We start from the raw sequence: 26423 nt of genomic DNA on the forward strand, positions 1-26423 counted from the left end.
CTATGAATTATGGAAACGGATGCGGATGTGGATTTAAACTTTCATTCGTTAAAGGCTCAGCCCAATATCCAAGTGTCATCGGTACGGTATACACTCTATCCAGTCCTGTAACCCGAGTGAGATGGTGACCGAACGTCATCGGTAACATGCCTGGAATAATTACTTTTACACAATGTAAGCCGTTCTTTTCTATAAGGGGGACCGTTTGATCTACAACAATTACTTCAAGTCCAGATTGATGTAACCTGTTTAAAAGTTGATGAAGATCAGATGTTAAATCCATATCAAATGATTGTAATACCTTCATTTCTTGGAACGTTTGCACTGGAGCATCATCACGTAAAAGGAAGTGAAGGCGTTCTTCCGCTTCTTTCAATCCGTACAGCATACTATGATCTTCCATTTGCGAAACAAGATATGGATCTTGTAAACAGTTTTCATATTTCTCTCTTTTTTGTTCAAGCTCTTCATCTGTTATAAGTAACATGCCCGCTATTTCATGAATTGCATTTTTTACAGCTCGAATTGGTTCCATATGTGCGCCGCCAGCACAGACGAGATTCATACCATCTTGCCTTGTATTTTTCGCAATGACCCATATGCTCGGAATACCATGTTCCATCGTCGCGTTGAAAACGTATAATTCATATCCAGTAATTGTGCGTAAGCGTTCCAACATTAGTTGCAATTCAGTATCATTGGCTGAACTAAGATCGAGACGGGGAAGAGGTAATTCGGCATACCAAGTGAGCAAAAAGGCGTCACGCTCTACAATTTCTAAAATGCCGTGAAAAATTGCTTCTTCTAAACTACCACCAATTGCACATCCATTTGATGTTTCATACACGAAAGCATCTCTATGACCAAGGCTATAATAAGCGATTGATTCTGGAACTAGAAGGGGCCTGCTTTGTAATAAAGAATATCCCCATACCCAGTTTTGCTCATAATCAGGATCAAACGGCTTAAATGGAAAACTATCACGATTGTAATGTTCATTTGTATGCACACCAAGTGTGAGGGGATTCAGTGCAATATCTTCTAGCTCACGAAAACTGCCATGTACATTTGTTTTTTTTCCACGAGGCGACATACCGCAATAGCGTTCTAATCCTTCTAAAATAGCGGTTGCTTCACTAAGTGAAAATGAATGAGTCCGGCCCGCGACACCTTCATTTCCAAACAGTAACGGCATGTTTATAATGACATCAGCAAACGGTAATAGAGAATGTTGCATTTTACCGTTTAAAATACCAGTCCGGTAATCTAAATAGTCTCTCGTTAAAAATGTGTTTAGCTCATGAATGGAACGACAGCGATACGTTTCAGTACTCGTTTTCAAACTTGGTTGTAAAGAAATTTGCGCTGCATCTGCTGTATCGTCAGGCAAATTGCTGCATACCGGACAGAGAGGGTCTGGAAGAAACGAATTCCGGGTACATTGTAACGTTTGTAAGTCCAGTAAAATGAGTTCGTTTTCTAAAGAAGAATATCCATGAGCTAATATTTTCTCTGTTTCAGCATGAATGAGCTGGCACATTTGTAACATTCCATTTTGGGTGGCGCGTACATCACGCCTCGTCACGTTCTCTGCTTTTAATGCATATTTTCGTTGTAGTTCCCACATTTCTTTTTGATCAAAGCCAGCTATAAACCGGCGTCCATCAGCGCAGTGGGAACATCCAGTTGTAAGAGGCTTCACGTAAGGACCGATAATACCTTCACCAAACGAAGTAAACGCGCGAAGCCACGGAATATTATTTGAGCGAAAGATAAGCTCAGCATCACGATGTACGGAAGAAGGAGACCCGTCATGTAAAACGAGAGCAAGATGAATGTTTTCAGGGAGAGCTTCTGTAATTGTATGCTGGCGGATGAGTGAATATTGCTTACACAATTGCTCATGTACATAGTCTGTGAGTAGGCCATCTCCTATAAGTAGTATGTTTTGAGTCATTGGTCATCCTCCTTTGCAATTAATACTCCATATACACCGTCTAAGTTGTCTCTTAAAAATGACTCAATAGCTAAATCAAAAACGAATGGATACAAGTTGTTTTCCGTTAAATTTTGCAAAGCAACTTGTAAAGACTGTACGCCTGGAATTTCTTCCTCTTCTTGTATTGCTACTCTAACAGGATCCGTACTATATAAAACAATGGATGATTCCGGTAACATATTAGCTTTATAAGGAATCTCTTCATTTTGAATATGAAGGAGTGCTTGTTGCAGAGCATTTCTTAATGCGAGTGTTATATTAATATTTGCCGCACCATACCATCTATCATTAATACCGATCCAAACGACAGGAAAACCAAGTAACTCCTCACTCATTCCTACTTTAGGTATTTCATGAATTGTAGAGAGAGCATCGTAGTAAAACCTACAATGTTTATCATGAATTTCGGTTAAATAAAGCTCTGTAATCTCTTCTAGCATATGTGATTGGCGTTCATATAACTTATTATTTAAATGTTTTTGGAGTGCTCGGTATACACCTTCTGTCATCGTTTCCCCAGCACCAATACCGATATCAGTATGTTCGGGGATAAGACGATGAATCATTTCAGCTACATATGTTTCAACTCCTGTTAAGCCAGCTTCGCGGCGTGCTTCATTATGAGTTAATCCACCGCAAGTTATAGTAGGAAGGGGAGAGGTAGGTCCGTCTGATAATGGATTTGCAACTTGAATATTGCACTGTGATAAAGGCAATTGGTGTAAATCTTGTTCATCCCACATGTGGAATATGCCAGCTTCTTTAGAAGTTAACGTATCAAAAAAACGAAAAAGTTCAGTTGAAGTATATTGTCCGGAACGTTGGGCAAGGTTTTCTTGAAGATTTTGCACCGTATCAATTGTAAAGATTTCATCGGTTGCGAGAAGATGTTTTATGAAAGGGTGCCACTTTCCTTCAAGTGTTTCCAAGTTTAATAAAAAGAATTGAGGATTATGCTGCCTATGTGAATCTTCAGCGACAAGTTTAAATAACTCAAAAACGATAACATTTGCTAACATTGCAGATGCAATTGGTGAGAAAGGTTCAGGTGGATTTTCACTTTGTAAAGTAGTTTCGTGTAGACGATGCCAAGCTGATTCCCAGCATTCTTCACGGTCTGCGGTTACGACGGGTCCAGCTAAACCAATTCTTGATAAGCACATAGCTGGTATGAAATTTTTCTTAAATTCTCTACAAATAGTATGGATTGCTCTTAAACTTTCAATATCTCCATTTTGGGAAACGTATAAAATCCAGTCGAAAGGCTCGAATACTTCATGTAAAGGGCGATCAATTGTAATATCTATTTCTTGAATAAGTACATTGTCATCATTTGCATATGCACGTTCGCTTAGTTCATGAATTCGATCGTAGTTTGTTTCAGCACGATCTGTAACAAGATAATGGAATGTAGGTAAACCAGATTCTAATAAAGAAGAAACTAGGGAAGTAAGCATATCACCAGAACCAATTATAAGCACATTTGCTGCGCGGTACCTTTCGAATTTTAAAGCGCCTGAATGGGAATCAGCTTCTAGAAACTCAATTTGCGAAGCGTATCTGTCGAGTAATGCACTGTTTAATTCGTGGGGAGCATCTTGGCTTACATCACGAATGAAACCATTTTCATATAAAATCTCTCCAATTTCAAATACACGATTTTGATAGGGGAGAGGGAGACCATCGGTTATTTCTGTCAAAGAATGATTACCGTTAAACATAGGCATTAATTTCTCAATCCAGTCATAAATTCCATCACCATCCATACGGAATGAACTGGAGTTATTTCGAAAGTAAACACCCCCGTTTGAATCGGGGAGGAAGAAAGTATCCTTATTTGCTTTAAGTTTTGCATGAACTGGAAGGTTATTCATGTTTATCCCCCTTACGTTTTAGGCATACATTGTTAGTCTATGTAGTGTGATTTGTCCCGTATGAACATAATGAAAAAAGGCTGTAGAATGATTCATTCTACAGCCTTTAATAGATTAATAATCTATCAACCTTCTAATAATAATGATTTTGGATCTTCAAGCATATCTTTAACAGCAACAAGGAAGCTAACTGCTTCTTTACCATCAACAATACGGTGATCGTAAGATAGTGCAAGGTACATCATTGGACGGTTTTCCATACGCTCTGCATCAATTGCAACTGGACGTACTTGGATTTTATGCATCCCTAGAATACCTACTTGTGGACTATTTAGGATTGGTGTCGACATTAGAGAACCGAACACGCCACCGTTTGTAATTGTAAATGTACCACCTTGTAGCTCTTTTAATGAAAGTTTATTATCGCGTGCTTTCAGACCTAAATTACGAATCTCGCTTTCAATTTCAGCGAAGTTCAATTGGTTAGCATCGCGTACAACTGGAACAACTAATCCATCTGGAGCTGCTACTGCAATACCGATATCATAGAATTTTTTAATGATAAGCTCATCGCCTTGAATTTCAGCATTTAATAATGGGAACTGTTTTAATGCTGCAACAACTGCTTTTGTGAAGAATGACATAAAGCCAAGACGTACATCATGTTTTTTCTCGAAAGCATCTTTGCGTTCTTTACGTAATTCCATGATTGCACTCATATCAACTTCGTTAAATGTAGTTAACATTGCAGATGTTTGTTGAACTTCTACAAGACGTTTTGCAATTGTTTGACGGCGGCGGGACATTTTCACACGCTCAACTGGTTTTTCAAATTCAGTTTTTGCAACTGGAGCCGGGCTTTGTTTTGGAGCAGCTGGTGCTTCTTTTGGCGCTGCAGCGTGAGCTTGTACATCATGTGGTCTCACACGTCCAAGTGGATCTGTGCTACGTACTTCGTTTAAATCGATTCCTAATTCACGAGCCATTTTGCGAGCAGCTGGTGATGCGATAGGACGATTTGTATTTGGTAAACCTTGCAACGCTTTATTTTGTTCAGCACTTGGAGCTGCTGCTTTCGGTGCTTCAGTAGTTTCTTGTTTTGGTTGCTCATTAGCCGGAGCAGGTGTGCTTACTTCAACCGCTGCGCCGTTTGCATCTAAAATTGCGATAGTAGCACCAACTTCAACTGTATCTCCAGGTTCGCCTAGTAACTTCGATACAATACCTGAATCCTCTGCAATGATTTCTACATTGACTTTGTCAGTCTCAAGCTCAACAACGCTGCCACCTTTCTCAACTTTGTCGCCTACGTTGATAAGCCATTGTGAAATAGTTCCTTCTGAAATAGATTCTGCAAGCTCAGGTACTTTAATTTCGATCATTTTAAATGTCCTCCCCTTATTTGCCTAACGGTGTGTTTTATCTTCTTTAATCTTCGGTAATCTCCATTGTTAGCCTGGCTGTGGCAGACTATCTGCCACAGCCAAGCCTGAAAAACTCATTGTTACTTTCAGTTGCTGAAAACTTCAATTTCTTGTTTATCTTGACGGAAGTTGTACTTCACATCTAAAGCGTGTGCAACGATTAATTCTTGCTCAGCTTTGTGAGCGAATGGATCGCCACCAGATGGGCTAGAACGATCCGGGCGTCCAATGTAACCTGTTTTCACTTTATCCCCAGCTAGTTCGAACAGAATTGGAGCCATGTAATGCCATGCGCCCATATTACGAGGTTCTTCTTGAACCCAAATGATTTCTTCTAAGTTTTTAAAGCGTTTAATAATAGATTGAACTTTTTCAGCAGGGAATGGGTACAACTGCTCGATACGAACCATATGAACTTCATCTAGGCTGTACTCATGCTTACCACTTTCGATTTCTGCTGCTAAGTCAATTGCCATTTTACCTGTACTTAAAACAAGACGTTTTACTTTATTTGGTTTCGCACCAAGGTTTCCTTGTTCTAAAGCAGGTTGGAAACGTCCTTCACTTAACTCACTACCTGTAGAAAGTGTAAGTGGGTGACGTAATAAGCTTTTCGGCGTCATAATTACTAATGGTCGAACAGCTTCTGTTCCTAAGATAGATGCTTGACGGCGCAAGATATGGAAGTATTGTGCCGCGCTCGTTAAGTTTGCAACTGTCCAGTTGTTCTCCGCAGCTAATTGTAAGAAACGTTCTGGACGTGCACTAGAGTGTTCTGGCCCTTGACCTTCATAACCGTGTGGTAATAGAAGAACTAAACCAGATTTTTGACCCCATTTTGCTCTTCCTGCTGAAACATATTGATCAAATAATGCTTGCGCAGTATTTGAGAAGTCACCGTATTGAGCTTCCCACATCACAAGAGTTTCTGGAGCAAATACGTTGTAACCATATTCGTAACCAACAACAGCAGCTTCTGATAACGGACTGTTATGAACAGAGAATGATGCGTTAATGTTCGGTAAACGGTGTAATGGTGAATATGTTTCGTTTGTATCAGTATCGTGTAATACGATATGACGGTGCGCGAATGTACCACGCTGTGAATCTTGACCAGTTAAACGAATTGGCGTACCTTCTTGCAAAATAGAAGCGAATGCTAACGATTCAGCAAGTGCCCATTCAATTTTACCGTTCTCTTCAAGAGCATCTTTACGGCGCTCAAGAATTTTCTTCACTTTTGGATATACGTTAAAGCCTTCAGGCCAAGATAATAGTCCTTCATTAATTGCACGAAGTGATTCAATTGAAACACCAGTGTCAATCGGGTGAATTCCTTTTGCAACAACCTCTGGAACTTTAACGTGAATTGTTGCAGCACTCGTATCAGCTGGTGGCACTTGTGCGTATTCAGCCTTTAATTCCTCTTGTATAAACTGAGTAATTGTTTCAACCTCATCTGCATTCAGAACGCCAGCAGATTGTAAATGATCTGCATAAATTGCTCTTACAGTTGGGTGATTTTTAATTTTTTTGTACACTTGTGGTTGCGTAACTGCTGGATCATCCATTTCGTTATGACCATATCGGCGGTAACCGATTAAATCGATTAAGAAGTCCTTTTTGAACAGCGTACGATATTGGATCGCAAGGTTTGCAGCAGCAAGACAAGCTTCCGGATCATCAGCATTCACGTGAACAATCGGAATATCGAAACCTTTTGCAAGGTCGCTTGAATATTTAGTAGAACGAGAATCATAGCTATCAGTCGTAAAGCCGACTGCATTATTTGCGATAACATGAATAGTTCCGCCAGTTTGGTATGCATTCAATCTACTTAAGTTGAGTGTCTCAGACACAACACCTTGACCAGGGAATGCAGCATCACCATGAACTAAAATTACGAATGATTTTGTAGTATCTTGTTCTGGAAGACCAGATTTTTTACGATTCTCTTGAGCTGCACGTGCGAAACCTTCAACAACAGGGTTAACGAACTCAAGATGACTCGGATTATTTGCTAATGTAACACGAGTGCTAACCTCTTCATTACCAACGACTTGTTCTCTACCTAAATGGTATTTCACGTCGCCAGTCCAGCCAGCATTTGCCACTGCACCTTCTATTTTTGCATGTTTGAATTCTGCAAACATGTGATTATATGGCTTTTCTAATACGTGAGCGAGTACGCTTAGACGACCACGGTGAGCCATACCAATCATGACATCTTCAACGCCGCCTTTAGCACCTTCTGAAACAATTTCATCTAGTACAGGTACAAGCATATCAACGCCCTCTATTGAGAAACGTTTTTGACCAACGAATGTTTTATGCAAGAATTGCTCGAAACCTTCAACAGCAGTTAAACGTTTTAAAAGAGCAGTTCGTTTTTTATTTGATAATGGTTGACGCAATGAATTTGATTCCACCATTTGATGCAACCACGCGCGTTCTTCACTATCTTGTATATGTGAGAATTCATAAGCTAAAGATTTTGTATAAACGTCTTTTAATCTATGAATTACATCAAGTGCAGTGTGAATACCCTCTGGTGCATCTTGCCATACTGTTTTTGCTGGAATCGCTTTCAAGTCAGCATCGCTCAGTTCGTTCATTGTTTTCTCGATAAGAGATTGTCCGTTTGCAGCATCTTCCATCGGATTAATGTGAGCCAATGTATGCCCGAAAGAACGGATCTGTTCAACAAGTTGAACGACTTTAAGAATCTTTTCAATGTTCCCTGTGTTTTGAGGAGAAAAATGTGTTGCTGTGTTGTCCCCTGTTACGACATCATCTTGAAACGAAGGAGCTCCAAAAATTTCAAAAAGCTCTTGTAATTCCGGATCAACAGAACCTGCTCCAGTTACGTAAAGATCATACTGTTCAATAACATAACCAAGGTTCGGACCATGGAACTTGGCCCAAGGGTTTGTCGTTGTATTCTTCCTCGTCATTTGTTTAAACCTCCCAATGCATATAATCCTTTTTCCATACAAAAAGGTGCATTTTGCTCTTTTCAATAATTGATGAACCAATAATCAATGTAAATGTTTTTCTTTACTCTTATGTTATTACAATAATTTACATAATACCAAACACTATTACTTATCTGTTTTGTAAAAAAACATTCACAATAACTTATCACCCAAGTTAATCTTTCATGTTATAAAGTAATTTCACGGGAAAACGGGGTGGATATATTTGGTATACCTACATTAATAACTATAATTGTTGCATTTAAATATAAGTATAACTATCAGAATGTTTCGATAAAGTTTAGTTCGAATTATGTATATTGGAATAATAAGCGCTTTCATTGATATTATACAACAATATAACGGAATATAGTATAAAAAATAAAAAATTATGAATTTACCATAAACTTTATCTCGATAGTGTTAAATATCGAAAGGAAAATGAAGGATTTCTACAAAAAAAGTGGCTAAACATAAAAAATGCTTCATAAATCGTTAGTTTCTATAAATATGGCGAAAAACAACGTAAAAACAATAGCGCATTTCACCCGATAAAGAGCAGAATGAAACATTTTAAAAGGATAAAACAAATATGGAGATATTAAATTTTCATAAAAACGGAGAGGAGATATAGTAACGGCTATATACATTGTTCCATGTTTCATTTCAAAATAGACGTGCTGAATTTGAAAAAGTTTCTTCTATATAAATAGAATGAAAAATAGACGAAATGAATGTAAAGGAAACTTGACGTAAAGTTTACTTTACATATATACTCGGTATAAGGAAGGAGGGAGAAATTTCCTTGGAAAATAAAATGGTTGAATACCGAAAAAAATTTGGATTATCTCAAGAAAAATTGGCTGAGAAACTTGGAGTTTCCAGACAAACCATCATTTCAATTGAAAAGGGAAAATATGATCCATCACTTCCATTAGCATTTGAAATTGCAAAAGCATTTCAGACAACGATAGAACATGTATTTATTTATGAAGGAAAAGAAGAGGGGGAGAAAGGATGAATTATTCACAAAAGTACTTCGTTATTATGGGAATTATTTTTCTATTTATGAGTGGATTTATGATATTAACAGGTATAATGACGCATTCTGCACCACCGGCTCCAACGTATACATTGCTTGCGATGATGATTATGTGTTTTTGCTTAAGTTACTTACACCCGCAATTTAAAGAAAAAGATGAGCGAATGAAACTTATTCGTTATAAAGGAATGTTCTTCAGCTTTTTTGCATTAACCGCATATTATCTTCTTTTCTCTTTCGGCTTAAACTTAAAAATAATTACACTATCTGCTACTGAACTATTGAACATACTTATGGCACTTACGATGAGTACAGTTTTTATATCGTTTGTTGTTTTATCGAAAAGATATTAAGATGTAAAAGAGAAAGGAAGATTAACATATGCAAATGATGTATGCTTTTGGCATGGGGCTTGTATTATTTTTAGCGGTATTCTTATTTATTCGTAAAGACGTTCAAGGCGGAACGTTAACGAAACGAGGATTTTATAAAATGATCGGCTGTTTAGTTGTTATGTTTATAGCGATTATCGTAATGATCGTTTTAATAAATCAGTCACTATAGAATTTAAAAATGGAACCTTACTTTTGTAAGGTTTTTCTTTTTGAAAATAAAACTAAAAATTACCATAAAATCCATTTTCTATCTATATATTGTATTATATAATCCAATAAAATGATAGATAAGGAGAATAGTATATGAAAAAAAGGCTATCTTCTTTATAGCAATATGTCTACTACTGATAGCTAGTATTACTTATATCATATGTAACAAACGAGAACAAGTGCCACCTATGTTAGTAAGGGAGCAACAAGAATACTACGTTACGAATGAACCTGCCAAAGCAGAAGAAGTTGGGCAAAAACTTGGCGAAGTGACGAAGAAAATTGAAACAAGCAAAAAGCCTACTAAAGATAGTGAATCCAGCATATTTGAAGAAAAAACAGAAGTATTTGAAATGATTTTAGAAGAAGAGGATAAAAGGCTGCCCATACTCGTAAAAGAGCCTCATAGTGAAGAATGTAGAGTAGTAAGGCCGATGTTAAAGTAAGTACTATAATAATGAAGAAACAAATTTTTAATAGAGAGTAGTGAGCGTTATGAGATGGAAAGCAGGAACTTTTGAAAAGATAGAAGCGAATGATTTATCTATTGAGCAGCTTAAATGTGCCTATAAGTTATTTTAAAGTACATAACGAAAATTTTTCCGAAGAAACACTTTATGAAAATATTAAAATATGCAAAATTGCATATTGGTTATTCTAAATCTTATGCTAACCTTATAATGAAAAATATAACATTTGTTGGTAATGAATGATTTTTGAAGGAAATAAGTTATTAAAAAAGATTCCATATAGGAAATTTGTTGAAATTTCAGATGTTACAAATGTCATCTTATTTTTAATGTCTGATAAAAGTGATGCCATTAGAGGGCAAAATATTGTGGTTGACTATGGATATACAATTGTATAAATAAATCATCTTGGGAATTAAGGGTGTGGATAATGAGTTTACTAATTAAAGATTTAACAAAGAAATTTGACGAGCATGTTGCAGTGAATAATTTGAATATCGAGATACCAAAAGGTGAAATTTTTGGATTCTTGGGCGGGAATGGAGCAGGTAAAACGACTACATTTCGAATGATACTTGGCCTTTTATCGAAATCAAGCGGAACCATTTCATGGAATGGTAAACCTATAAATTATGGTGTTACGGATAAGATTGGGTATTTACCAGAAGAACGTGGTCTTTATGCGAAAATGACTGTCAAAGAACAAGTTAATTTTTTTGCAAAACTAAAGAACATGAAAAGTAAAGATGCAGAAAAAGAACTTCACTATTGGCTGGAGCGTTTTAATATAACTGAGCATCTGAACAAGAAGGTAGGAGAACTTTCTAAAGGGAATCAGCAAAAAATCCAGCTGATAACAGCGATTATACATAAGCCTGAACTCTTAATTTTAGATGAACCATTTAGTGGTTTAGACCCAGTAAATGTTGAAATGTTAAAAGACGCTGTTCTTGATATGCAAAAACAAGGGTCGTCGATTCTTTTTAGTTCACATCGTATGGAACATGTGGAAGAGTTATGCCAACACATTTGTATCATGCACAAAGGAGTACCTGTTGTTCAGGGTGACATTGCCAAAATTAAAAGTGATTTTGGTAAAAAGAACGTTGTAATCGTTGGCGATCATGACTTTGAACATTTGAAAGAAATAAAAGGTGTAGAAAGTATGAAGAAACGTAAAAATGCAGTTACCCTTAAAATTTCATATGAAGAAGTTTCGCATGTTTTATTTAAAGAGATAACGAAATTAGGTTATGTTAAAAAGTTTGCAGTAGAAGAGCCTACATTAAATGATATCTTTATTGCGAAAGTAGGTGCACAGCATGAATAGTTTCTGGACGATTTTTTTACAAAACTATAAATCTAAGGTAAAAGCTACATCATATATTGTTATTACAATCATGATTTCTATGTTAATTATAGGAATGATGAATTTTGAAAAAATTTATAACTATTTTGTAGGTAACGAGGAAGAGCAAGTTGTCGTTGTTACAGAAAAAGAAGAATTATATACAACAATTCAACAAGTGTTTAAAAATGTCGATAGTAAGATACATGTTAAACATAGTACGGATAAACAAAAAGCAGAATCAGGTGTTAAAGATGGTGATTATACATATGCAATCGTTGTAGAGGAATTGGATAATAAACAATTAAAGGCTACGTATATAACTGAGACAGATGTAAATCAGCAAGATGTTAGCAAGGTTCAAACTATTTTATCTCAAATACAATCTTCTAATTTCGCTCAGCAATTGAATCTATCGCAAGATGAATTAAAGGTGTTAACAACGCCAGTAGAAATACAAACCAAAACTGTTTCAGATAAGGTTAAAGATGGAGAACATACAGAGGGTGTAGGAATTTTAATTAATACCTTTATCATGCTAAATTATGTAATGATATTAATGTATGCTGCACAATTAGCTACAGATGTTGCAACAGAAAAATCTTCTCGTGTAATGGAGTTAGTTGTTTCAAGTATTTCGCCTACAAAACATTTATATGCGAAGCTCTTCTCAACATTATTGGCAGGTATTACACAAATAATAATTTGGGGCTTGGTCGCAACTGTAGGGTATAAAACAGCAATTAATGAATCGAAAAATGATATTTTAAATAGTATTGATTTAAATTCTGTTGCTCCTACTCTAGTGTTTTATGGGATTCTATTCTTCACATTAGGATTCTTATTATATGGCTCATTATCTTGTCTACTCGGCTCTGTTATTAGTCGTATAGAGGAATCTTCTCAAGCTGTTATGCCGCTGACATTTATGTTAATTGCTGCTTTGTATATCGCACTTTATGGAATGTCAAATCCAAGCAGCACGGTTGTTACCATTACTAGCTATATACCTTTCTTTACTCCTATTGTTATGCTCGTACGAATTGGATTCCTCAATATCCCAGTATGGGAGATTGCGCTTGCATTAGCGATTCTATTAGCAACAATATGTATGATGATTGGTTTAACGAGTCGTGTTTACCGCGGTGGCGTATTATTATATGGTAAAGGTGCATTCAGTAATATAAAAAAGGCAATCAAGTTAGGGAAAAAATAAGATTGGCTTATTCATATTTAAAAAGACTACATAGTTAATCTATGTAGTTCTTTGTTGTTACAATAATTTATATATATAAATTATTGTATTAGACTATTTTTTAAAGAAAACTTTAAAAAGCTCCCAAGAAGAGAGTGAAGAATTGAGTTCTGGCGAACAACGCAGAGCTATGATTGATATAATTTATGTCTTTCTCAAAAATTGAGGAAAAGAAGTAGGGGAAATGGTATAAATATAATATTAGCGATTGATGAACTGGAAGTTTCACAGAATCTTACGCAATGTTTCAATCGAAATGAATATAAGTTGAAAGAAGTTGATATATTTACTGCTTTTTGAAGACATGTTGAATATTACAAGTTTAGAATCGCACTTTGCTATATCACGGTGAACGATATTATAAATAGAAGTAAATCACATAAAATAAAGTTAGCTTAGATTGAATTTTTTTGTCTAAAATATTGACTCAAATCTAATAAGAGATTTAAAATCATAAGTCTATTTTCATATGAAAAATTAATCGTTAACCAAAAGAGAGCTATTGATCAAATCTTGAACAGTATATAAAAAATTTATTATAAAAATAATATATTGATTTGCTACATAAAGAAAGCCCCGTGACTATCAAGGGGTTTCTCATATGACCCCGACTGGCCTCGAACCAGCGACCTCCACCCTGTCAAGGTGGCGCTCTCCCTGCTGAGCTACGGAATCTTCAAAAATGCGTATGTAACAGCATCTTTAATCTTTATGCTAAAGTAATTATATATAATTAACTGAAATTTTACAATATTTTATATTAATGTTTTGATGGGAAAATAGTTGGAATCACGCTAGTAGTGTATTAAGGAATATATAAGTAGAGAATTTAATGAAAAGTGAGTTCGAATAAAGCGGTTCTATTATTTTTTTCGATACCAATCCAAAGGACCTTCATCGCTTAAGTCAACAAGAAAAGGGAATAAGAAGTGTAAAGGTAAGCTTATAAGTTCTGGCATAGCGTTCAATGTTTTCCTTGATAGATATTGTCTTCCGAAGCAATACGGACAATCTTTTTCAAATGTCACGAGTATCGACCATACATCTTTTACTTTCCACTTCGTTTTACAATATGTACAACGCGCCATGGAGTTCCTCCTCATTTTAAGGTGTTTTCTAATATATTCTATTTGATCGTACTAAAGTCAAGTGTAGTTGGTGTGATAGAATATAAGTTGGTTTGTTTTTTTATATGGATGTATTCCGTAATTTATGACTAAATGAATGTAGTGTGAGGGTTATATAATAAGAGATTTTCATTTTTAATATGCAAATTGGCCAATATATCCTTTTTACAATTTTCAAGAAATCATGTATAAAAGAAGTACAAGATATTTATAAATATTCAGAAGTAGAGGGAGAATTATTGTAATGGTAAGAAAAACGTTCAAGATGCGCGTATCTAGAAATAGAACGATTTCGATTAATGGCTCAATTCTTGATGTGGATGTTACACATGATGAGTTTTTACAAGAGTTTGTTGAGTGGGTCGATTCTAAAGGTTGGTCGTTTATGGGGATGACAGATGAGATTACACCTGAGGAAGCTAGTCAAAATTTAATAGACTCATTGATTGATGAGAAGGATAAGAAAGAGTAATTCCTTCTTATTTTTTGTTGTATATTTATGTTCCTAATCGTAAAAGTGTGATATAGTAAAAAAAGTGAATATTCTTCCAAATTAATACAAATTACATATAGGTTGGTAGAGGTATTTTATAGAATGTGAAAGTAAAGGGAAAAGGGAGAGTCATATGGTAAATTTTAAGAAAATTTCGGTTTTTGTTATGGTTATTTGTTTATTTTTTTTGACACCTATGACGTTATATGCTGAGACGAATATTGGAGTAAATCCGGAGCAAGTGGCACCTCCACCTGCGGAAGGGCCGAATGTTTTTAGTCAGTTTGCGACTACGATTGATGCGAAAACAGGAGATATGTTGTACGACAAAAATGCACATCATCGTGCGTTCCCTGCTAGTATGACGAAAGTGTTAACGGCGATTTTACTGATGGAGCATACGAAGCCAGAGGATCAATTTACGTTTTCACAATTAGCATTAGATCAAGAGAAGAGTAATTATCAAATTGAGTTTCACCCTGGTGAGACTATTAATAGAAATACTGCACTTATGATTTTAATGGTGCTGAGTGCGAATGATGTGTCGTATGCGATTGCGGAGCGTATTGGAGGAAGTGTTGAAAACTTCGCCAATATGATGAATGAAAGGGCGAAGCAATTAGGGGCTAAAGATAGTCATTTTGTAACGCCAAATGGATTGCATGATCCAAATCATTATACGACGCCATATGATATGGCCATGATTACGAGAGGTGTGCAAAAGTATCCTGAAATTTTACAAGCGATGAATACGAAAAGAACGACGGTTACGACATCTACGCAAACAGTTTCTATTTTTAATAAGTCTACTTATTTTGAAAATCCATATAGTATGGGTGGTAAGACAGGATTTACGAATGAAGCACGCAATACGCTCGTTTTATTAAATGAGAAGGATGGTAATCGTATTATAAATGTAGTAATGGCTTCTCAAAGACCTGAAATTTATGAAGATTTGAAGCAGATGGCGGAATATTCTTTTGGGCAATTTACGAAGCAAACTGTACTAGATAAACATAGTTGGCACCAAAAGGCAAAGTATTTAAATAAAGATGTTGATTCTGAGCTGGAAAAAAGTGCAGAGCTTATGCTAAAGAAAGATGAAGGGAAAAATATAAAAACGGCTTTTCGGGTTAATTCAGTGGATAAAGAATCTTTGTATCAAAAAGGAATTCATCGCGGTGAAGTAGTTGGTGCGGTAGATATTATAAAGAATAATCAAACGATTGCGACTATAAATGTTCTTTCAAAAGAAGATGTTACTTTTGCGATGCCTAAAAAAGATACAGTTGCACCTGAAGTAAAGGAATCGAATGTGAAAGTGATAAGTGTTGGAATAGGTGCGATTTTATTATTTGGAGCGATTTTATATGTAGTGCTGCGCCGAAATAACCAAGGGATGAAATCAGAAGAAAAATAAATTGCTAGTAGACCGTGATGAGATTTTGTCACGGTCTTTTTTGTATGCATTTCAAAAATGATTTAACTAATAATTGTAAATTTTCTTATTGCATTTCCAAATCGTTCGTTATATTATTTACTTGTGTTCTTGTTAGAGAACTAAATGAATATTGTATACTTCAAATAACATAAAACAACGGAGAGGGAGAGAGACGATGAAATTAATTTGGAAGGTGATTAGCAACGTTATCTCATTTGTTTTATTTGCGGTAATGGTTTGTTTAGCTTTTGTAGTTATTTCTTCAAAAGCGAGTGGCGGGGATCCAACAGTGATGGGATATCAGTTTAAGAGCGTTCTTTCAGGATCGATGGAACCAACATTTTTAACAGGATCAATCATTGCGATAGAGCCAACGAAAGATGGTTCTAAATATAAAAAAGGTGATGTTATTACGTTTAAAGAGAAAGATGACAAAATTATCACTCACCGTATTATCGGTGTGAAAGATACAAATGGAAAAGTAATGTATGAAACAAAAGGGGATAACAACAACGGACCAGATTTAGCACCAGTACTTGCAGAGAATGTAATTGGAAAGTATGCAGATATTACAGTTCCATACGTTGGTTATGGACTGAATTATGCGAGTTCAAAAGCGGGAGCAGCATTACTTCTCATTATTCCTGGAGTCTTTTTACTTGGCTATTCCGCAATTTCTATTTTTGGCGCTATTCGTAGCATTGACGGAGAAAAGAAAGATAAAAAAGTAGAACAATCCGTCTAGTTCGTTTGGTTATACTTTCCGTTTAGGAAGTTAACAAATATATATATATTAAGGGGATATGGACATGACTTTAAAGAAAAAATTAGGAATGGGTATCGCATCAGCAGTATTAGGAGCAGCATTAGTTGGTGGAGGAACATTTGCATTCTTTAGCGATAAAGAAGTGTCAAATAATACATTTGCGGCTGGTACGCTTGATTTATCATTAAATCCATCAACAGTTGTTAATGTATCGAATTTAAAACCTGGTGATACAATTGAAAAAGAATTTAAACTAGAAAATAAAGGCTCTTTAGATATTAAAAAGGTTCTATTAAAAACAGACTATAATGTAGAAGATACGAAGAAAGATAATAAAGATGATTTTGGTAAACATATTAAAGTAACATTCTTAAAAAATGTAGATAAGCATGAGACGATTGTGAAAGAAACTACATTAGATAAATTGAAGGGTGATACACTTACAGCAGTAAATAATGATTTAGCTGCTTGGTTCTGGGATGAAAAAGGTATTTCTGCAGGTAAATCTGATAAATTCAAAGTGAAATTTGAATTCGTTGATAATAAAAAAGACCAAAATGAATTCCAAGGCGATAAGTTACAATTAACTTGGACGTTTGATGCACAGCAAGGCGATGGTGAAACGAAATAATAATGACAACAAAAAGAGACTATCAAAAGTGGTAGTCTCTTTTTGTGTTAAAAGAGAAATGTAAAAAGAAACATAATTTTTATATCATTTTGTAATTCACTTTATTATAATAAAGGTATAGTTCTTGATAAAGAACAAGTTGTTAGATAGGAGAGATTAAAATGCTGAAGGCACCTCGCAAATTCAAAAAGATGCTTATATTGCCATGTTTGTGCTCTATTACTTTTTATTTAGGTTCTCAAATGATGACTTATACAGAGGCAGCTTTCATTCATGAGACGAAAGTGCAGGCTACTATTTCTACAGCAAGTATTTTTCCAAAAACAGTTGATCAGTTGACAGAACAAGCTAAGCAACATAAGGAAGTAATTTTGCATGAGTATGAAGAGATGAAATCGAAAGTAACTTTCACTTCCACTCAAGAATTAGAACAGGCGCTTGTTACGTGGAAGCAAGGACGTGAGAAAATTGTTACTGAGAGGGAACTGTTACAAAAGGTATATGTATCAATAGAAAATCCTTATAACAAAGTGAAAGAAGAGTTAAAGGGAAATAAAAGTGAATCTAATAAGCAAGTATTCTCGTATGTGAATGCTGGTTTTCATATAGTTAAAGAGCACTGTGAGTATGTTGATAAAGAGGTTAATTTACAGGTGATTGATAAACAAATTCAAGCTTTTGAAAAATTATTAGTAGATGAAACAGCAAAGCAAGTGAGTGAGGCTGAGAAGCAAAAGAAATTAGAAGAGAGTAAGAAGCAAGAAGAAGCGAAAAAGCTAGAAGAGAGCAAGAAACAAGAAGAGGCGAAAAAGTTAGAAGAGAGTAAGAAGCAAGAAGAAGCGAAAAAGCTAGAAGAGAGCAAGAAACAAGAAGAGGCGAAAAAGCTAGAAGAGAGTAAGAAGCAGAAAGAGGCGAAAAAACTAGAAGAGAGTAAGAAGCAAGAAGAGGCGAAAAAACTAGAAGAGAGTAAGAAGCAGGAAGAACAGAAGGAATAGTAAGTAAAATACAGCAGCATTTCGGAAGGAATAAATACAATGATAAGACAAATAGGTGAGAGAGCCTTACGACTCACCTATTTGCTTTGTTTTTCTTATTTCACTATTCGTGGGTATAGGTCTTCACCTAAAAATTTAACGAATGCGAGGAAGTTAGTTGGCAGCCCACCGCTTGGTGAAGGTTAATGATCAGTGGGGATGGACAGAAAAACACTGATTAAGGTTTCACTTTATTTCTCAATACTTTTCTGAAAAAAAGGAAAAAATGTTGAGAAATAAAAATAATCAAAATATATATTGTATTTATATAGTCTTGTTCGTTATAATGAACTTAAGGTTTTAAAAAAAGAACAAATATTAGCTAAGCTAATATAGTTTTAGTTACACCTCTTATTTTGAAATAAGAGATAAAAATACAAAAAACAGCTAGGGGGAATTGATTGTGAGTCTGAAAAAGAAATTAGGTATGGGAGTTGCATCAGCAGCATTGGGGTTATCTTTAATTGGTGGAGGAACATTCGCTTACTTTAGCGATAAAGAAGTATCAAACAATACATTTGCAGCTGGGACGTTAGATCTTACATTAAACCCTAAAACGCTTGTAGATATTAAAGATTTAAAACCAGGGGATTCTGTTAAGAAAGAGTTCTTATTAAAGAACGACGGTACTTTAGCAATTAAAGATGTTAAATTAGCGACAAAGTATACTGTGAAAGATGCAAAAGGTGATAATGCTGGTGAAGACTTCGGTAAGCATATTAAAGTGAAATTCCTTTGGAACTGGGATAAACAAAGCGAGCCTGTATATGAAACAACTTTAGCTGATTTACAAAATGCTGATCCAGATCTTTTAGCTAAAGACATCTTTGCTCCTGAGTGGGGAGAAAAAGGTGGCTTAGAAGCTGGTACAGAGGACTATCTATGGGTACAATTTGTATTCGAAGAGAATGGTCAAGATCAAAACAAATTCCAAGGCGATTCATTGAACTTAGAATGGACATTCAATGCTAACCAAACAGATGGAGAAGAAAAATAATAAATAAAAAAAGCGGGGGATTCCCCGCTTTTTTTTATAAAGAAAAAAAGAAGTGCCCGTTTTAAGCACTCTTTTATATGTATTATTGTTGATTTTTCTTCCATTGTGTAAATTCGAGAAATTCACGAAACTGTTCTTTTGAGACACCAGAGCTCATCGCATCTTTAACGAGCTGTGTCCATTCGGAGTCTAGGTGACCCTCCGTTGTTGTTTCATCGTGAAGTAAAGTATCAACTGGAATTTGTAGAACAGCTGCAATTTTTTCAAGAAACTGAATAGAAGGGTTTTTTTGTAAATTCCGTTCTATAGAACTAATGTAAGATTTAGCGACACCAGCTTTTTCGGCGAGTTCTGTTAATGAAATGCCTTTTTGTAAACGAAGGCGTTTTATACGTTCTCCTATCATATTTGCGCACCTTTCTATCAATATGTAGTCGTCTTATGATGTGATTATTATAACATAAACTTCGTTAAAAAGAACGAGGCTATTGAGCCTGGCTCGTATGCTTCATACGTTGAAAAAAGTGTTCAATATCTTGCAGGGCAATGCCAGCATCTAGAGCTTCAAGTATTAAATCAATCCATTCTTGATCTAGTGAGTCAGCCTTATCTTTGTACAAATGTAATTCCTCCCTAATTAGTGGTCATAATCGCTGCTACAGAATATATGATAATGCAATCGGATTTTGTATTTTATATAGTGAATTATCAAATATTTTGTAGATGAAACAAAGATAAAATCCCCATTAAATTCCCTCTATGGCGATTATAAAGTTTCTGACAAATATTTTCAATATTTTCTGAAAACATTGTTGAATTGTGATATATTCGTATACTAACTATGAAATTTTTACAAATATATTAAAAAAATTACATAATATAACTAAATATTGAAAATATATTGAATTTTTAATAATATAGAGTGTGTAATACATATTTTATATTAGGGGAGGCAATAAGGGATGAAAAAGAAACCATTTAAAGTGTTATCATCAATTGCTTTGACAGCTGTTCTAGGCTTGTCGTTTGGTGCTGGAAGCCAGTCTGTATATGCTGAAACGCCGGAGAACAAGACAGCTACAAGCCCAGTTGATGATCACTTAATCCCAGAAGAGAGATTAGCAAATGCGCTAAAAAAACGTGGGGTAATTGATTCATCTGCTTCAGGGACAGAAACAAAGAAAGCTGTCGAAAAGTATGTAGAGAAAAAGAAGGGTGAAAATCCTGGGAAAGAAGCGGCAAGTGGGGACCAACTTACGAAAGATGCATCTGACTTTTTAAAGAAAGTGAAAGATGCAAAGGCAGATACGAAAGAAAAATCAGAGCAGCCAGCAAACGGGACTACAGCAGGAACAGGTCCAGTTAGAGGAGGCTTAAATGGGAAAGTACCAACTTCACCTGCTAAGCAAAAAGAGTATAACGGTGAAGTTCGTAAAGATAAAGTACTTGTTTTACTTGTAGAGTACGCTGATTTCAAGCATAACAATATTGATAAAGAGCCTGGCTACATGTATTCTAACGATTTTAACAAAGAACATTATGAAAAAATGTTATTCGGTAATGAGCCATTCGCGTTAGAGGATGGAAGCAAAATCGAAACGTTTAAACAATATTACGAAGAGCAATCAGGTGGTAGTTACACAGTGGACGGAACAGTCACAAAATGGTTAACAGTTCCAGGTAAAGCTGCTGATTACGGTGCAGATGCTGGTACAGGTCATGATAATAAAGGACCAAAAGGACCACGTGATCTAGTAAAAGATGCATTAAAAGCGGCTGTAGATAGCGGACTTGATTTATCACAGTTTGATCAGTTCGATCAATATGATGTAAATGGTGATGGGAATCAAAATCAACCGGACGGTTTAATCGATCACTTAATGATTATTCATGCGGGTGTTGGACAAGAAGCTGGCGGTGGTAAATTAGGTGATGATGCAATTTGGTCACATCGCTGGACAGTTGGACCAAAACCATTCGCAATTGAAGGTACACAAGCGAAAGTTCCATATTGGGGCGGAAATATGGCAGCATTCGACTACACAATTGAACCAGAAGATGGCGCGGTTGGTGTATTCGCACATGAATATGGCCATGATTTAGGTCTTCCAGATGAGTATGATACACAGTATAGCGGTGATGGTGAACCGGTTGAAGCTTGGTCTATTATGAGTGGCGGAAGCTGGGCTGGTAAAATCGCAGGAACAACGCCAACGAGTTTATCACCACAAAATAAAGAGTTTTTCCAAAAAACAATCGGTGGTAACTGGGCGAATATCGTAGAAGTAGATTACGAGAAATTAAATAAAGGTATCGGTCTGGCAACATACTTAGACCAAAGTGTTACGAAGTCAGATCGTCCAGGTCTGATTCGTGTTAACTTACCAGATAAAGATGTAAAAGGAATTCAGCCTGCATTTGGTAAACAGTATTACTACAGCACAAAAGGTGATGACCTTCATACAACGATGGAAACGCCACTATTCGATTTAACGAAAGCAACGACTGCAAAATTCGATTATAAGTCATTGTATGAAATCGAAGCAGAGTACGATTTCCTTGAAGTACACGCTGTAACAGAAGATGGACAAAAAACGTTGATTGAAAGAATTGGTGAGAAAGCAAATAGTGGAAATGCAGCTACGACAAATGGAAAATGGGTTGATAAATCATATGATTTAAGTCAATTCAAAGGTAAGAAAGTGAAACTAGTATTTGAATATATTACAGACGGTGGATTGGCGTTAAATGGATTTACACTTGATAATGCGTCACTAACTGTAGATGGAAATGTTGCATTCTCTGATGATGCAGAAGGTACACCACAATTCAAATTGGACGGTTTCGTTGCATCTAACGGAATGGATAAGAAAAAGCATAACTACTATGTAGAGTGGAGAAACTATGCGGGTTCAGATAACGCATTGAAATTTGCTCGCGGTCCAGTATATAACACTGGTATGGTTGTATGGTATGCGGATTCAGCTTACACAGATAACTGGGTTGGCGTACATCCAGGACATGGTTTCCTTGGTGTAGTTGACTCTCATCCAGAAGCAATTGCAGGAACTTTAAATGGCAAACCAACATTTACAAGCAGTACGCGATTCCAAATTGCTGATGCGGCGTTCTCATTCGACAAAACGCCAGCTTGGAAAGTTGTATCTCCAACGCGTGGAACATTCGTATACGATGGATTACCAGGGGTACCGAAGTTCGATGACTCTAAAAAGTATATTAATGAGCAGATTCCAGATGCAGGACGTATTTTACCGAAGCTTGGTCTGAAGTTTGAAGTAGTAGGACAAGCTGATGATAATTCTGCAGGTGCTGTTCGTTTATACCGTTAATACAGTAAAACTACCGGGAGATTTTCTTTCGGTAGTTTTTTGTGAGCAATGAATTTTATATAAAAGAAAAAATTATATATAATGTAATTTTACGAGTAAAAAAGTTCTATATAAATAATGAAAGAATTGGATAAAAATAGTGGGAGAAGGTGAATAGATGAGCATTTCTTCTATTGTAAATAAACAAAAGCAATATTTTTATAATGGATATACGAGAAGTATAGAAACAAGAAAAAATAATTTAAAAAAGCTTTATGATGGAATTCAGCGTTTTGAAGGTGAGATTTTTCAAGCGTTGAAATTAGATTTGAATAAATCAGTTCACGAATCATTTACAACAGAAATTGGATATGTACTAAAAGAGATTTCTTTTCAAATGAAGCATATTTCATCTTGGAGTAAACCAAAGCGTGTTCGCACAGCTCTTACTCATTTTGGATCGAAGGGGAAAGTGGTGCCAGAACCGTATGGTGTGACGCTTATTATCGCACCGTGGAACTATCCGTTTCAATTAGCAATTGCACCACTTGTAGGAGCATTGGCAGCTGGCAATACAGTCGTTTTAAAGCCGTCAGAGTTAACGCCAAACGTTTCAAAAGTGCTTACGAGAATGTTAGGTGAATTATTCCCAGAAGAGCTTGTATCGGTAGTAGAAGGCGGTGCTCAGGAAAGCACTGCACTTTTAAAGGAATCGTTTGACTATATTTTCTTTACAGGTAGTGTTGGTGTCGGAAAAGTTGTTATGGAAGCAGCGGCGAAAAAATTAACGCCTCTTACGTTAGAGCTTGGCGGGAAAAGCCCATGTATTGTACATAAAGATGCAAAGCTAGATGTAACCGCAAGACGTATCGTTTGGGGCAAGTTTTTGAATGCTGGGCAGACGTGTGTAGCGCCTGATTATATGTACGTTCATTCTTCAGTGAAAGAGCAGTTAATCGAGGCATTAAGACATGAAATCGCAGAGCAATATGGAAAAGATGCTTTGCAAAATGACAATTATGTGCGAATTGTGAGTGAGCGTCATTTTGAACGTTTATGTACATTTTTGCAAGATGGTAAACCTGTGATTGGCGGGAATTATACGAAAGAAACATTACACATCGAACCGACAGTGTTAACGAATGTTACATGGCAAAGTGCTGTTATGGAAGATGAAATTTTTGGGCCGATTTTACCAATTATAGAATATGACAAAATAGAAGAGGTAATTGAAACGATTCAGCACCATCCAAAGCCGTTAGCACTATATGTATTTTCTGAAGATAGAAAAGTGCAAAAGAAAGTGACGAGTAATATTTCATATGGCGGAGGATGTATAAATGATGTCGTATATCATCTTGCAACGCCATATTTACCTTTTGGGGGCGTTGGAAGTAGTGGATTAGGCAGCTATCATGGTGAACAAAGTTTTCGGACTTTTTCCCATTATAAAAGCATTTTGTCCCAATCTACAGCATTCGACATGAAAATTCGTTACTCTTCTACAAAAAGTGCTTTAAAATTCATACGAAAGTTGTTAAAATGATGATGGTGTTTATCAGTAGGCGTAGCCGTATGATAAAAACCCCTTCGCAACTGAAGGGGTTTTTCTGTTCGACATATGTATCATGCGAAAATGAATCAAACATACTACATAAAGAATAGAAGAGAACGCTGCTAAACAACCATTTTTGTTTGGATCGAAACAAAAAAATAGTCTATAGAACATAAATATTTATTCATGAATATAAAAATTAAAATTTAAGGTAGATAGGACGGGAAAATGAAAAAGATTATTAAAGTTGAAGCAGTAGAAAAACATTTTGGAAATCAAGTGATTATCCCCCCTCTTTCTTTAGATATTAAAGAAGGAGAATTTTTAACAATTTTAGGACCGAGTGGTTGCGGGAAAACGACTTTACTTCGTATGATCGCAGGATTTGAAACCCCAACTAAAGGGAATCTTTTATTAGATGATGAAAAGATTAACGATTTGCCGCCATACAAGCGTCATATGAATTTAGTGTTCCAACATTACGCACTATTCCCACATATGAATGTTGAAAAAAATATTTGTTTCGGTATGAAAATGCAAAAAGTATCAGCAGCAGAACAGAAAGAACGTGCGGAAGAGGCAATGCGTTTAACGCAGTTACTTGAGTTCCGTAATCGTAAACCTTCGAAGCTTTCTGGTGGACAGCAGCAGCGTGTAGCAATTGCAAGAGCAATTGTAAACAACCCACGTGTATTACTATTAGATGAGCCACTTGGAGCGCTTGACTTTAAGTTAAGAAAAGATTTGCAACGTGAATTGAAAAACTTACAACGTAATTTAGGAATTACGTTCATATATGTAACGCACGATCAAGAAGAAGCGATGAGTATGAGTGATCGTATTGTCGTTATGAATAAAGGGCATATCGAACAAGTCGGCACGCCTAAGGAAATTTACAATAAGCCGAAAACATTGTTTGTTGCGACGTTTATCGGTGAAAATAATATCGTGAAAAATGGGGAAAACTACGTAGCAGTTCGCCCTGAAAATGTAAAAGTTCGCTCGGTTGAAGAGCCAATTTTAAAAGAATACCATCTTGGACATATTGAAGATATTGAATTTGTTGGAAATATGGAAAAGCTATATGTACGTGAGGAGAAAACAGCGGAATTACTAATGGCATACCAAACTGCTGAAGAAGCAACGCAGTGGAGCATTGGAGATAATGTATATGTAGGCTGGGAGCAAGAGGACGAGGTGACCTTAAATTGAAGAAAGGGAAATTACTCGCATTACCTACAGTCGTATGGCTGTTACTCTTCTTCCTAATTCCACTTCTGTTCGTATTAGCATTTGCCTTCATGCAGCGCGGAGCATACGGGACAGTGGAAATGAAATTTACATTAGATAACATAGCACGTGTGTTTGATCCATTATATATGGGGACGTTATGGGAAACAGTGAAGATAGCTGTTATTACGACAGTACTATGTTTATTAATCGGTTATCCATTCGCCTATACAATTACAATTGTTGATCGTAAATATCGTTCTATCCTTCTATTATTGGCAACGATTCCGTTCTGGATTAACTTTCTTGTTCGTTCATACGCATGGATTGTTATTTTACGTTCACAAGGTCTTGTAAACACATTGCTATTGAAACTAGGTATTATTAGTGAACCTTTAAATCTGCTATATAATACGCCTTCTGTAATACTCGGAATGGTATATTCTTTATTACCATTTATGATTTTACCAGTGTATGCAGCAATTGAGCAGCTTGATAAGCGTAAGCTAGAGGCGGCTTATGATTTAGGAGCAACACCAGTAAAGGCATTTTGGAATGTAACAGTACCGATGACGATGTCAGGGATTACAACTGGTTCTATTTTAGTATTCGTTTCTTCTATCGGAATGTTTGTTGTATCAGACGTTATGGGTGGATCGAAAGTAGCATTAATCGGAAACGTAATTCAAAACCAATTCTTAGGTTCACGTGACTGGCCATTTGGTTCCGCGTTATCTATGATTGTTGTTCTATTCTCTGTTCTGTTAATTTACTTATATTATCGTGCAACGAAAGTATATAAATATGATGGAAACGGAGGGGAATAGG

24 protein-coding genes and 1 tRNA gene are annotated in these 26423 nt (G+C 35.9%); 17 read left to right on the top strand and 8 right to left on the bottom strand.

Features of this window, described 5'->3' with window-relative positions:
• Positions 1 to 7 precede the first annotated feature (7 nt).
• The 4 genes from MHH59_RS06340 to odhA all read right to left on the bottom strand — a co-directional run bounded on the left by MHH59_RS06340 (position 8) and on the right by odhA (position 8251).
• Positions 8 to 1957 carry a TOMM precursor leader peptide-binding protein gene (locus tag MHH59_RS06340; protein ID WP_199626847.1) on the bottom strand — a complete coding sequence of 650 codons (1950 nt, stop codon included), beginning with the start codon at positions 1955 to 1957 and terminating at the stop codon, positions 8 to 10.
• On the bottom strand, positions 1954 to 3873 hold the full coding sequence (locus MHH59_RS06345; protein WP_002186383.1) for a putative thiazole-containing bacteriocin maturation protein: 1920 nt from the start codon (positions 3871 to 3873) through the stop codon (positions 1954 to 1956). The genes MHH59_RS06340 and MHH59_RS06345 overlap by 4 nt, the downstream gene beginning before the upstream one ends.
• A 125-nt stretch (positions 3874 to 3998) precedes the next feature.
• Positions 3999 to 5255, bottom strand: coding sequence for a 2-oxoglutarate dehydrogenase complex dihydrolipoyllysine-residue succinyltransferase (odhB, locus tag MHH59_RS06350; protein WP_002168867.1), 1257 nt, complete (start codon positions 5253 to 5255; stop codon positions 3999 to 4001).
• 128 nt (positions 5256 to 5383) lie between these two features.
• Positions 5384 to 8251 (bottom strand): 2-oxoglutarate dehydrogenase E1 component, encoded by a 2868-nt coding sequence (odhA, locus tag MHH59_RS06355; protein ID WP_098632986.1) that lies wholly within the window; start codon positions 8249 to 8251, stop codon positions 5384 to 5386.
• A gap of 826 nt (positions 8252 to 9077) precedes the next feature.
• On the opposite strand from odhA, the gene MHH59_RS06360 reads away from it, so the two are divergent.
• The 7 genes from MHH59_RS06360 to MHH59_RS06390 all read left to right on the top strand — a co-directional run bounded on the left by MHH59_RS06360 (position 9078) and on the right by MHH59_RS06390 (position 12953).
• Positions 9078 to 9293: a helix-turn-helix transcriptional regulator gene (locus MHH59_RS06360; protein ID WP_002140896.1), complete on the top strand. Its 216-nt coding sequence runs from the start codon at positions 9078 to 9080 to the stop codon at positions 9291 to 9293.
• On the top strand, positions 9290 to 9667 hold the full coding sequence (locus MHH59_RS06365; protein WP_002140897.1) for a hypothetical protein: 378 nt from the start codon (positions 9290 to 9292) through the stop codon (positions 9665 to 9667). The genes MHH59_RS06360 and MHH59_RS06365 overlap by 4 nt, the downstream gene beginning before the upstream one ends.
• A gap of 28 nt (positions 9668 to 9695) precedes the next feature.
• Positions 9696 to 9878 (top strand): DUF3976 domain-containing protein, encoded by a 183-nt coding sequence (locus MHH59_RS06370; protein ID WP_002086895.1) that lies wholly within the window; start codon positions 9696 to 9698, stop codon positions 9876 to 9878.
• A gap of 127 nt (positions 9879 to 10005) precedes the next feature.
• The gene (locus tag MHH59_RS06375; protein ID WP_078179205.1) at positions 10006 to 10365 is read left to right on the top strand and encodes a hypothetical protein; all 360 of its coding nucleotides are present in this window, start codon (positions 10006 to 10008) and stop codon (positions 10363 to 10365) included.
• A 263-nt stretch (positions 10366 to 10628) separates the two neighbouring features.
• Positions 10629 to 10787: an SDR family oxidoreductase gene (locus tag MHH59_RS06380; RefSeq protein WP_078179204.1), complete on the top strand. Its 159-nt coding sequence runs from the start codon at positions 10629 to 10631 to the stop codon at positions 10785 to 10787.
• A gap of 32 nt (positions 10788 to 10819) precedes the next feature.
• A complete protein-coding gene (locus tag MHH59_RS06385; RefSeq protein WP_078179203.1) occupies positions 10820 to 11719 on the top strand; it encodes an ABC transporter ATP-binding protein in 900 nt (299 codons plus the stop codon).
• Entirely contained in the window at positions 11712 to 12953 is a 1242-nt protein-coding gene (locus tag MHH59_RS06390) for an ABC transporter permease (RefSeq protein ID WP_078179202.1), read from the top strand. The genes MHH59_RS06385 and MHH59_RS06390 overlap by 8 nt, the downstream gene beginning before the upstream one ends.
• A gap of 641 nt (positions 12954 to 13594) precedes the next feature.
• On the opposite strand, the gene MHH59_RS06395 is transcribed toward MHH59_RS06390, so the two are convergent.
• Positions 13595 to 13667 (bottom strand) — tRNA-Val (locus MHH59_RS06395).
• Between the two features lie 188 nt (positions 13668 to 13855).
• Positions 13856 to 14080 (bottom strand): hypothetical protein, encoded by a 225-nt coding sequence (locus MHH59_RS06400; RefSeq protein WP_050000095.1) that lies wholly within the window; start codon positions 14078 to 14080, stop codon positions 13856 to 13858.
• A gap of 283 nt (positions 14081 to 14363) precedes the next feature.
• Between MHH59_RS06400 and MHH59_RS06405 the strand changes: the two genes are divergently transcribed.
• From MHH59_RS06405 to calY, 6 genes are all read left to right on the top strand, one after another.
• Positions 14364 to 14591 carry a hypothetical protein gene (locus MHH59_RS06405; RefSeq protein WP_000251865.1) on the top strand — a complete coding sequence of 76 codons (228 nt, stop codon included), beginning with the start codon at positions 14364 to 14366 and terminating at the stop codon, positions 14589 to 14591.
• A gap of 154 nt (positions 14592 to 14745) precedes the next feature.
• A complete protein-coding gene (locus MHH59_RS06410; RefSeq protein ID WP_002126097.1) occupies positions 14746 to 16032 on the top strand; it encodes a D-alanyl-D-alanine carboxypeptidase family protein in 1287 nt (428 codons plus the stop codon).
• A 196-nt stretch (positions 16033 to 16228) separates the two neighbouring features.
• Positions 16229 to 16798: a signal peptidase I SipW gene (gene sipW / locus MHH59_RS06415; RefSeq protein ID WP_002064334.1), complete on the top strand. Its 570-nt coding sequence runs from the start codon at positions 16229 to 16231 to the stop codon at positions 16796 to 16798.
• Positions 16799 to 16862: 64 nt separating this feature from the next.
• The gene (locus tag MHH59_RS06420; protein ID WP_000172837.1) at positions 16863 to 17450 is read left to right on the top strand and encodes a CalY family protein; all 588 of its coding nucleotides are present in this window, start codon (positions 16863 to 16865) and stop codon (positions 17448 to 17450) included.
• Positions 17451 to 17611: 161 nt separating this feature from the next.
• Positions 17612 to 18445, top strand: coding sequence for a DUF4047 domain-containing protein (locus MHH59_RS06425; RefSeq protein WP_201055823.1), 834 nt, complete (start codon positions 17612 to 17614; stop codon positions 18443 to 18445).
• Positions 18446 to 18887: 442 nt separating this feature from the next.
• Entirely contained in the window at positions 18888 to 19481 is a 594-nt protein-coding gene (calY, locus tag MHH59_RS06430) for a biofilm matrix protein CalY (protein ID WP_002030430.1), read from the top strand.
• Between the two features lie 82 nt (positions 19482 to 19563).
• On the opposite strand, the gene MHH59_RS06435 is transcribed toward calY, so the two are convergent.
• Positions 19564 to 19887: a helix-turn-helix domain-containing protein gene (locus MHH59_RS06435; protein WP_002030429.1), complete on the bottom strand. Its 324-nt coding sequence runs from the start codon at positions 19885 to 19887 to the stop codon at positions 19564 to 19566.
• A 79-nt stretch (positions 19888 to 19966) separates the two neighbouring features.
• Entirely contained in the window at positions 19967 to 20101 is a 135-nt protein-coding gene (locus tag MHH59_RS06440; RefSeq protein WP_002011474.1) for an anti-repressor SinI family protein, read from the bottom strand.
• A gap of 342 nt (positions 20102 to 20443) precedes the next feature.
• On the opposite strand from MHH59_RS06440, the gene inhA1 reads away from it, so the two are divergent.
• The 4 genes from inhA1 (at position 20444) to potB (ending at position 26422) form a co-directional block, all read left to right on the top strand.
• Entirely contained in the window at positions 20444 to 22831 is a 2388-nt protein-coding gene (gene inhA1, locus MHH59_RS06445; RefSeq protein WP_002126109.1) for a M6 family metalloprotease immune inhibitor InhA1, read from the top strand.
• 157 nt (positions 22832 to 22988) lie between these two features.
• Positions 22989 to 24356, top strand: a complete 1368-nt coding sequence (locus tag MHH59_RS06450) for an aldehyde dehydrogenase (protein ID WP_078178273.1) — start codon at positions 22989 to 22991, stop codon at positions 24354 to 24356.
• Positions 24357 to 24593: 237 nt separating this feature from the next.
• Complete coding sequence (gene potA, locus MHH59_RS06455; protein ID WP_002030425.1) at positions 24594 to 25577, top strand: spermidine/putrescine ABC transporter ATP-binding protein PotA; 984 nt, start codon at positions 24594 to 24596, stop codon at positions 25575 to 25577.
• Entirely contained in the window at positions 25574 to 26422 is an 849-nt protein-coding gene (gene potB, locus MHH59_RS06460; protein WP_002126118.1) for a spermidine/putrescine ABC transporter permease PotB, read from the top strand. Before potA ends, potB begins: the two co-directional genes overlap by 4 nt.
• The last annotated feature ends 1 nt before the right edge of the window (position 26423 follow it).

Source organism: Bacillus sp. FSL E2-0195 (assembly GCF_038003645.1).
Lineage (GTDB): Bacteria > Bacillota > Bacilli > Bacillales > Bacillaceae_G > Bacillus_A > Bacillus_A mycoides.

What these genes read in the sequence shown, in the direction of transcription:
- MHH59_RS06340 (WP_199626847.1), bottom strand. Translation starts at nt 1,957, where the DNA reads ATGACTCAAAACATACTACTTATAGGAGATGGCCTACTCACAGACTAT.
- MHH59_RS06345 (WP_002186383.1), bottom strand. Translation starts at nt 3,873, where the DNA reads ATGAATAACCTTCCAGTTCATGCAAAACTTAAAGCAAATAAGGATACT.
- odhB (WP_002168867.1), bottom strand. Translation starts at nt 5,255, where the DNA reads ATGATCGAAATTAAAGTACCTGAGCTTGCAGAATCTATTTCAGAAGGA.
- odhA (WP_098632986.1), bottom strand. Translation starts at nt 8,251, where the DNA reads ATGACGAGGAAGAATACAACGACAAACCCTTGGGCCAAGTTCCATGGT.
- MHH59_RS06365 (WP_002140897.1), top strand. Translation starts at nt 9,290, where the DNA reads ATGAATTATTCACAAAAGTACTTCGTTATTATGGGAATTATTTTTCTA.
- MHH59_RS06370 (WP_002086895.1), top strand. Translation starts at nt 9,696, where the DNA reads ATGCAAATGATGTATGCTTTTGGCATGGGGCTTGTATTATTTTTAGCG.
- MHH59_RS06380 (WP_078179204.1), top strand. Translation starts at nt 10,629, where the DNA reads ATGATTTTTGAAGGAAATAAGTTATTAAAAAAGATTCCATATAGGAAA.
- MHH59_RS06385 (WP_078179203.1), top strand. Translation starts at nt 10,820, where the DNA reads ATGAGTTTACTAATTAAAGATTTAACAAAGAAATTTGACGAGCATGTT.
- MHH59_RS06390 (WP_078179202.1), top strand. Translation starts at nt 11,712, where the DNA reads ATGAATAGTTTCTGGACGATTTTTTTACAAAACTATAAATCTAAGGTA.
- MHH59_RS06400 (WP_050000095.1), bottom strand. Translation starts at nt 14,080, where the DNA reads ATGGCGCGTTGTACATATTGTAAAACGAAGTGGAAAGTAAAAGATGTA.
- MHH59_RS06405 (WP_000251865.1), top strand. Translation starts at nt 14,364, where the DNA reads ATGGTAAGAAAAACGTTCAAGATGCGCGTATCTAGAAATAGAACGATT.
- MHH59_RS06410 (WP_002126097.1), top strand. Translation starts at nt 14,746, where the DNA reads ATGGTAAATTTTAAGAAAATTTCGGTTTTTGTTATGGTTATTTGTTTA.
- sipW (WP_002064334.1), top strand. Translation starts at nt 16,229, where the DNA reads ATGAAATTAATTTGGAAGGTGATTAGCAACGTTATCTCATTTGTTTTA.
- MHH59_RS06420 (WP_000172837.1), top strand. Translation starts at nt 16,863, where the DNA reads ATGACTTTAAAGAAAAAATTAGGAATGGGTATCGCATCAGCAGTATTA.
- MHH59_RS06425 (WP_201055823.1), top strand. Translation starts at nt 17,612, where the DNA reads ATGCTGAAGGCACCTCGCAAATTCAAAAAGATGCTTATATTGCCATGT.
- MHH59_RS06435 (WP_002030429.1), bottom strand. Translation starts at nt 19,887, where the DNA reads ATGATAGGAGAACGTATAAAACGCCTTCGTTTACAAAAAGGCATTTCA.
- inhA1 (WP_002126109.1), top strand. Translation starts at nt 20,444, where the DNA reads ATGAAAAAGAAACCATTTAAAGTGTTATCATCAATTGCTTTGACAGCT.
- MHH59_RS06450 (WP_078178273.1), top strand. Translation starts at nt 22,989, where the DNA reads ATGAGCATTTCTTCTATTGTAAATAAACAAAAGCAATATTTTTATAAT.
- potA (WP_002030425.1), top strand. Translation starts at nt 24,594, where the DNA reads ATGAAAAAGATTATTAAAGTTGAAGCAGTAGAAAAACATTTTGGAAAT.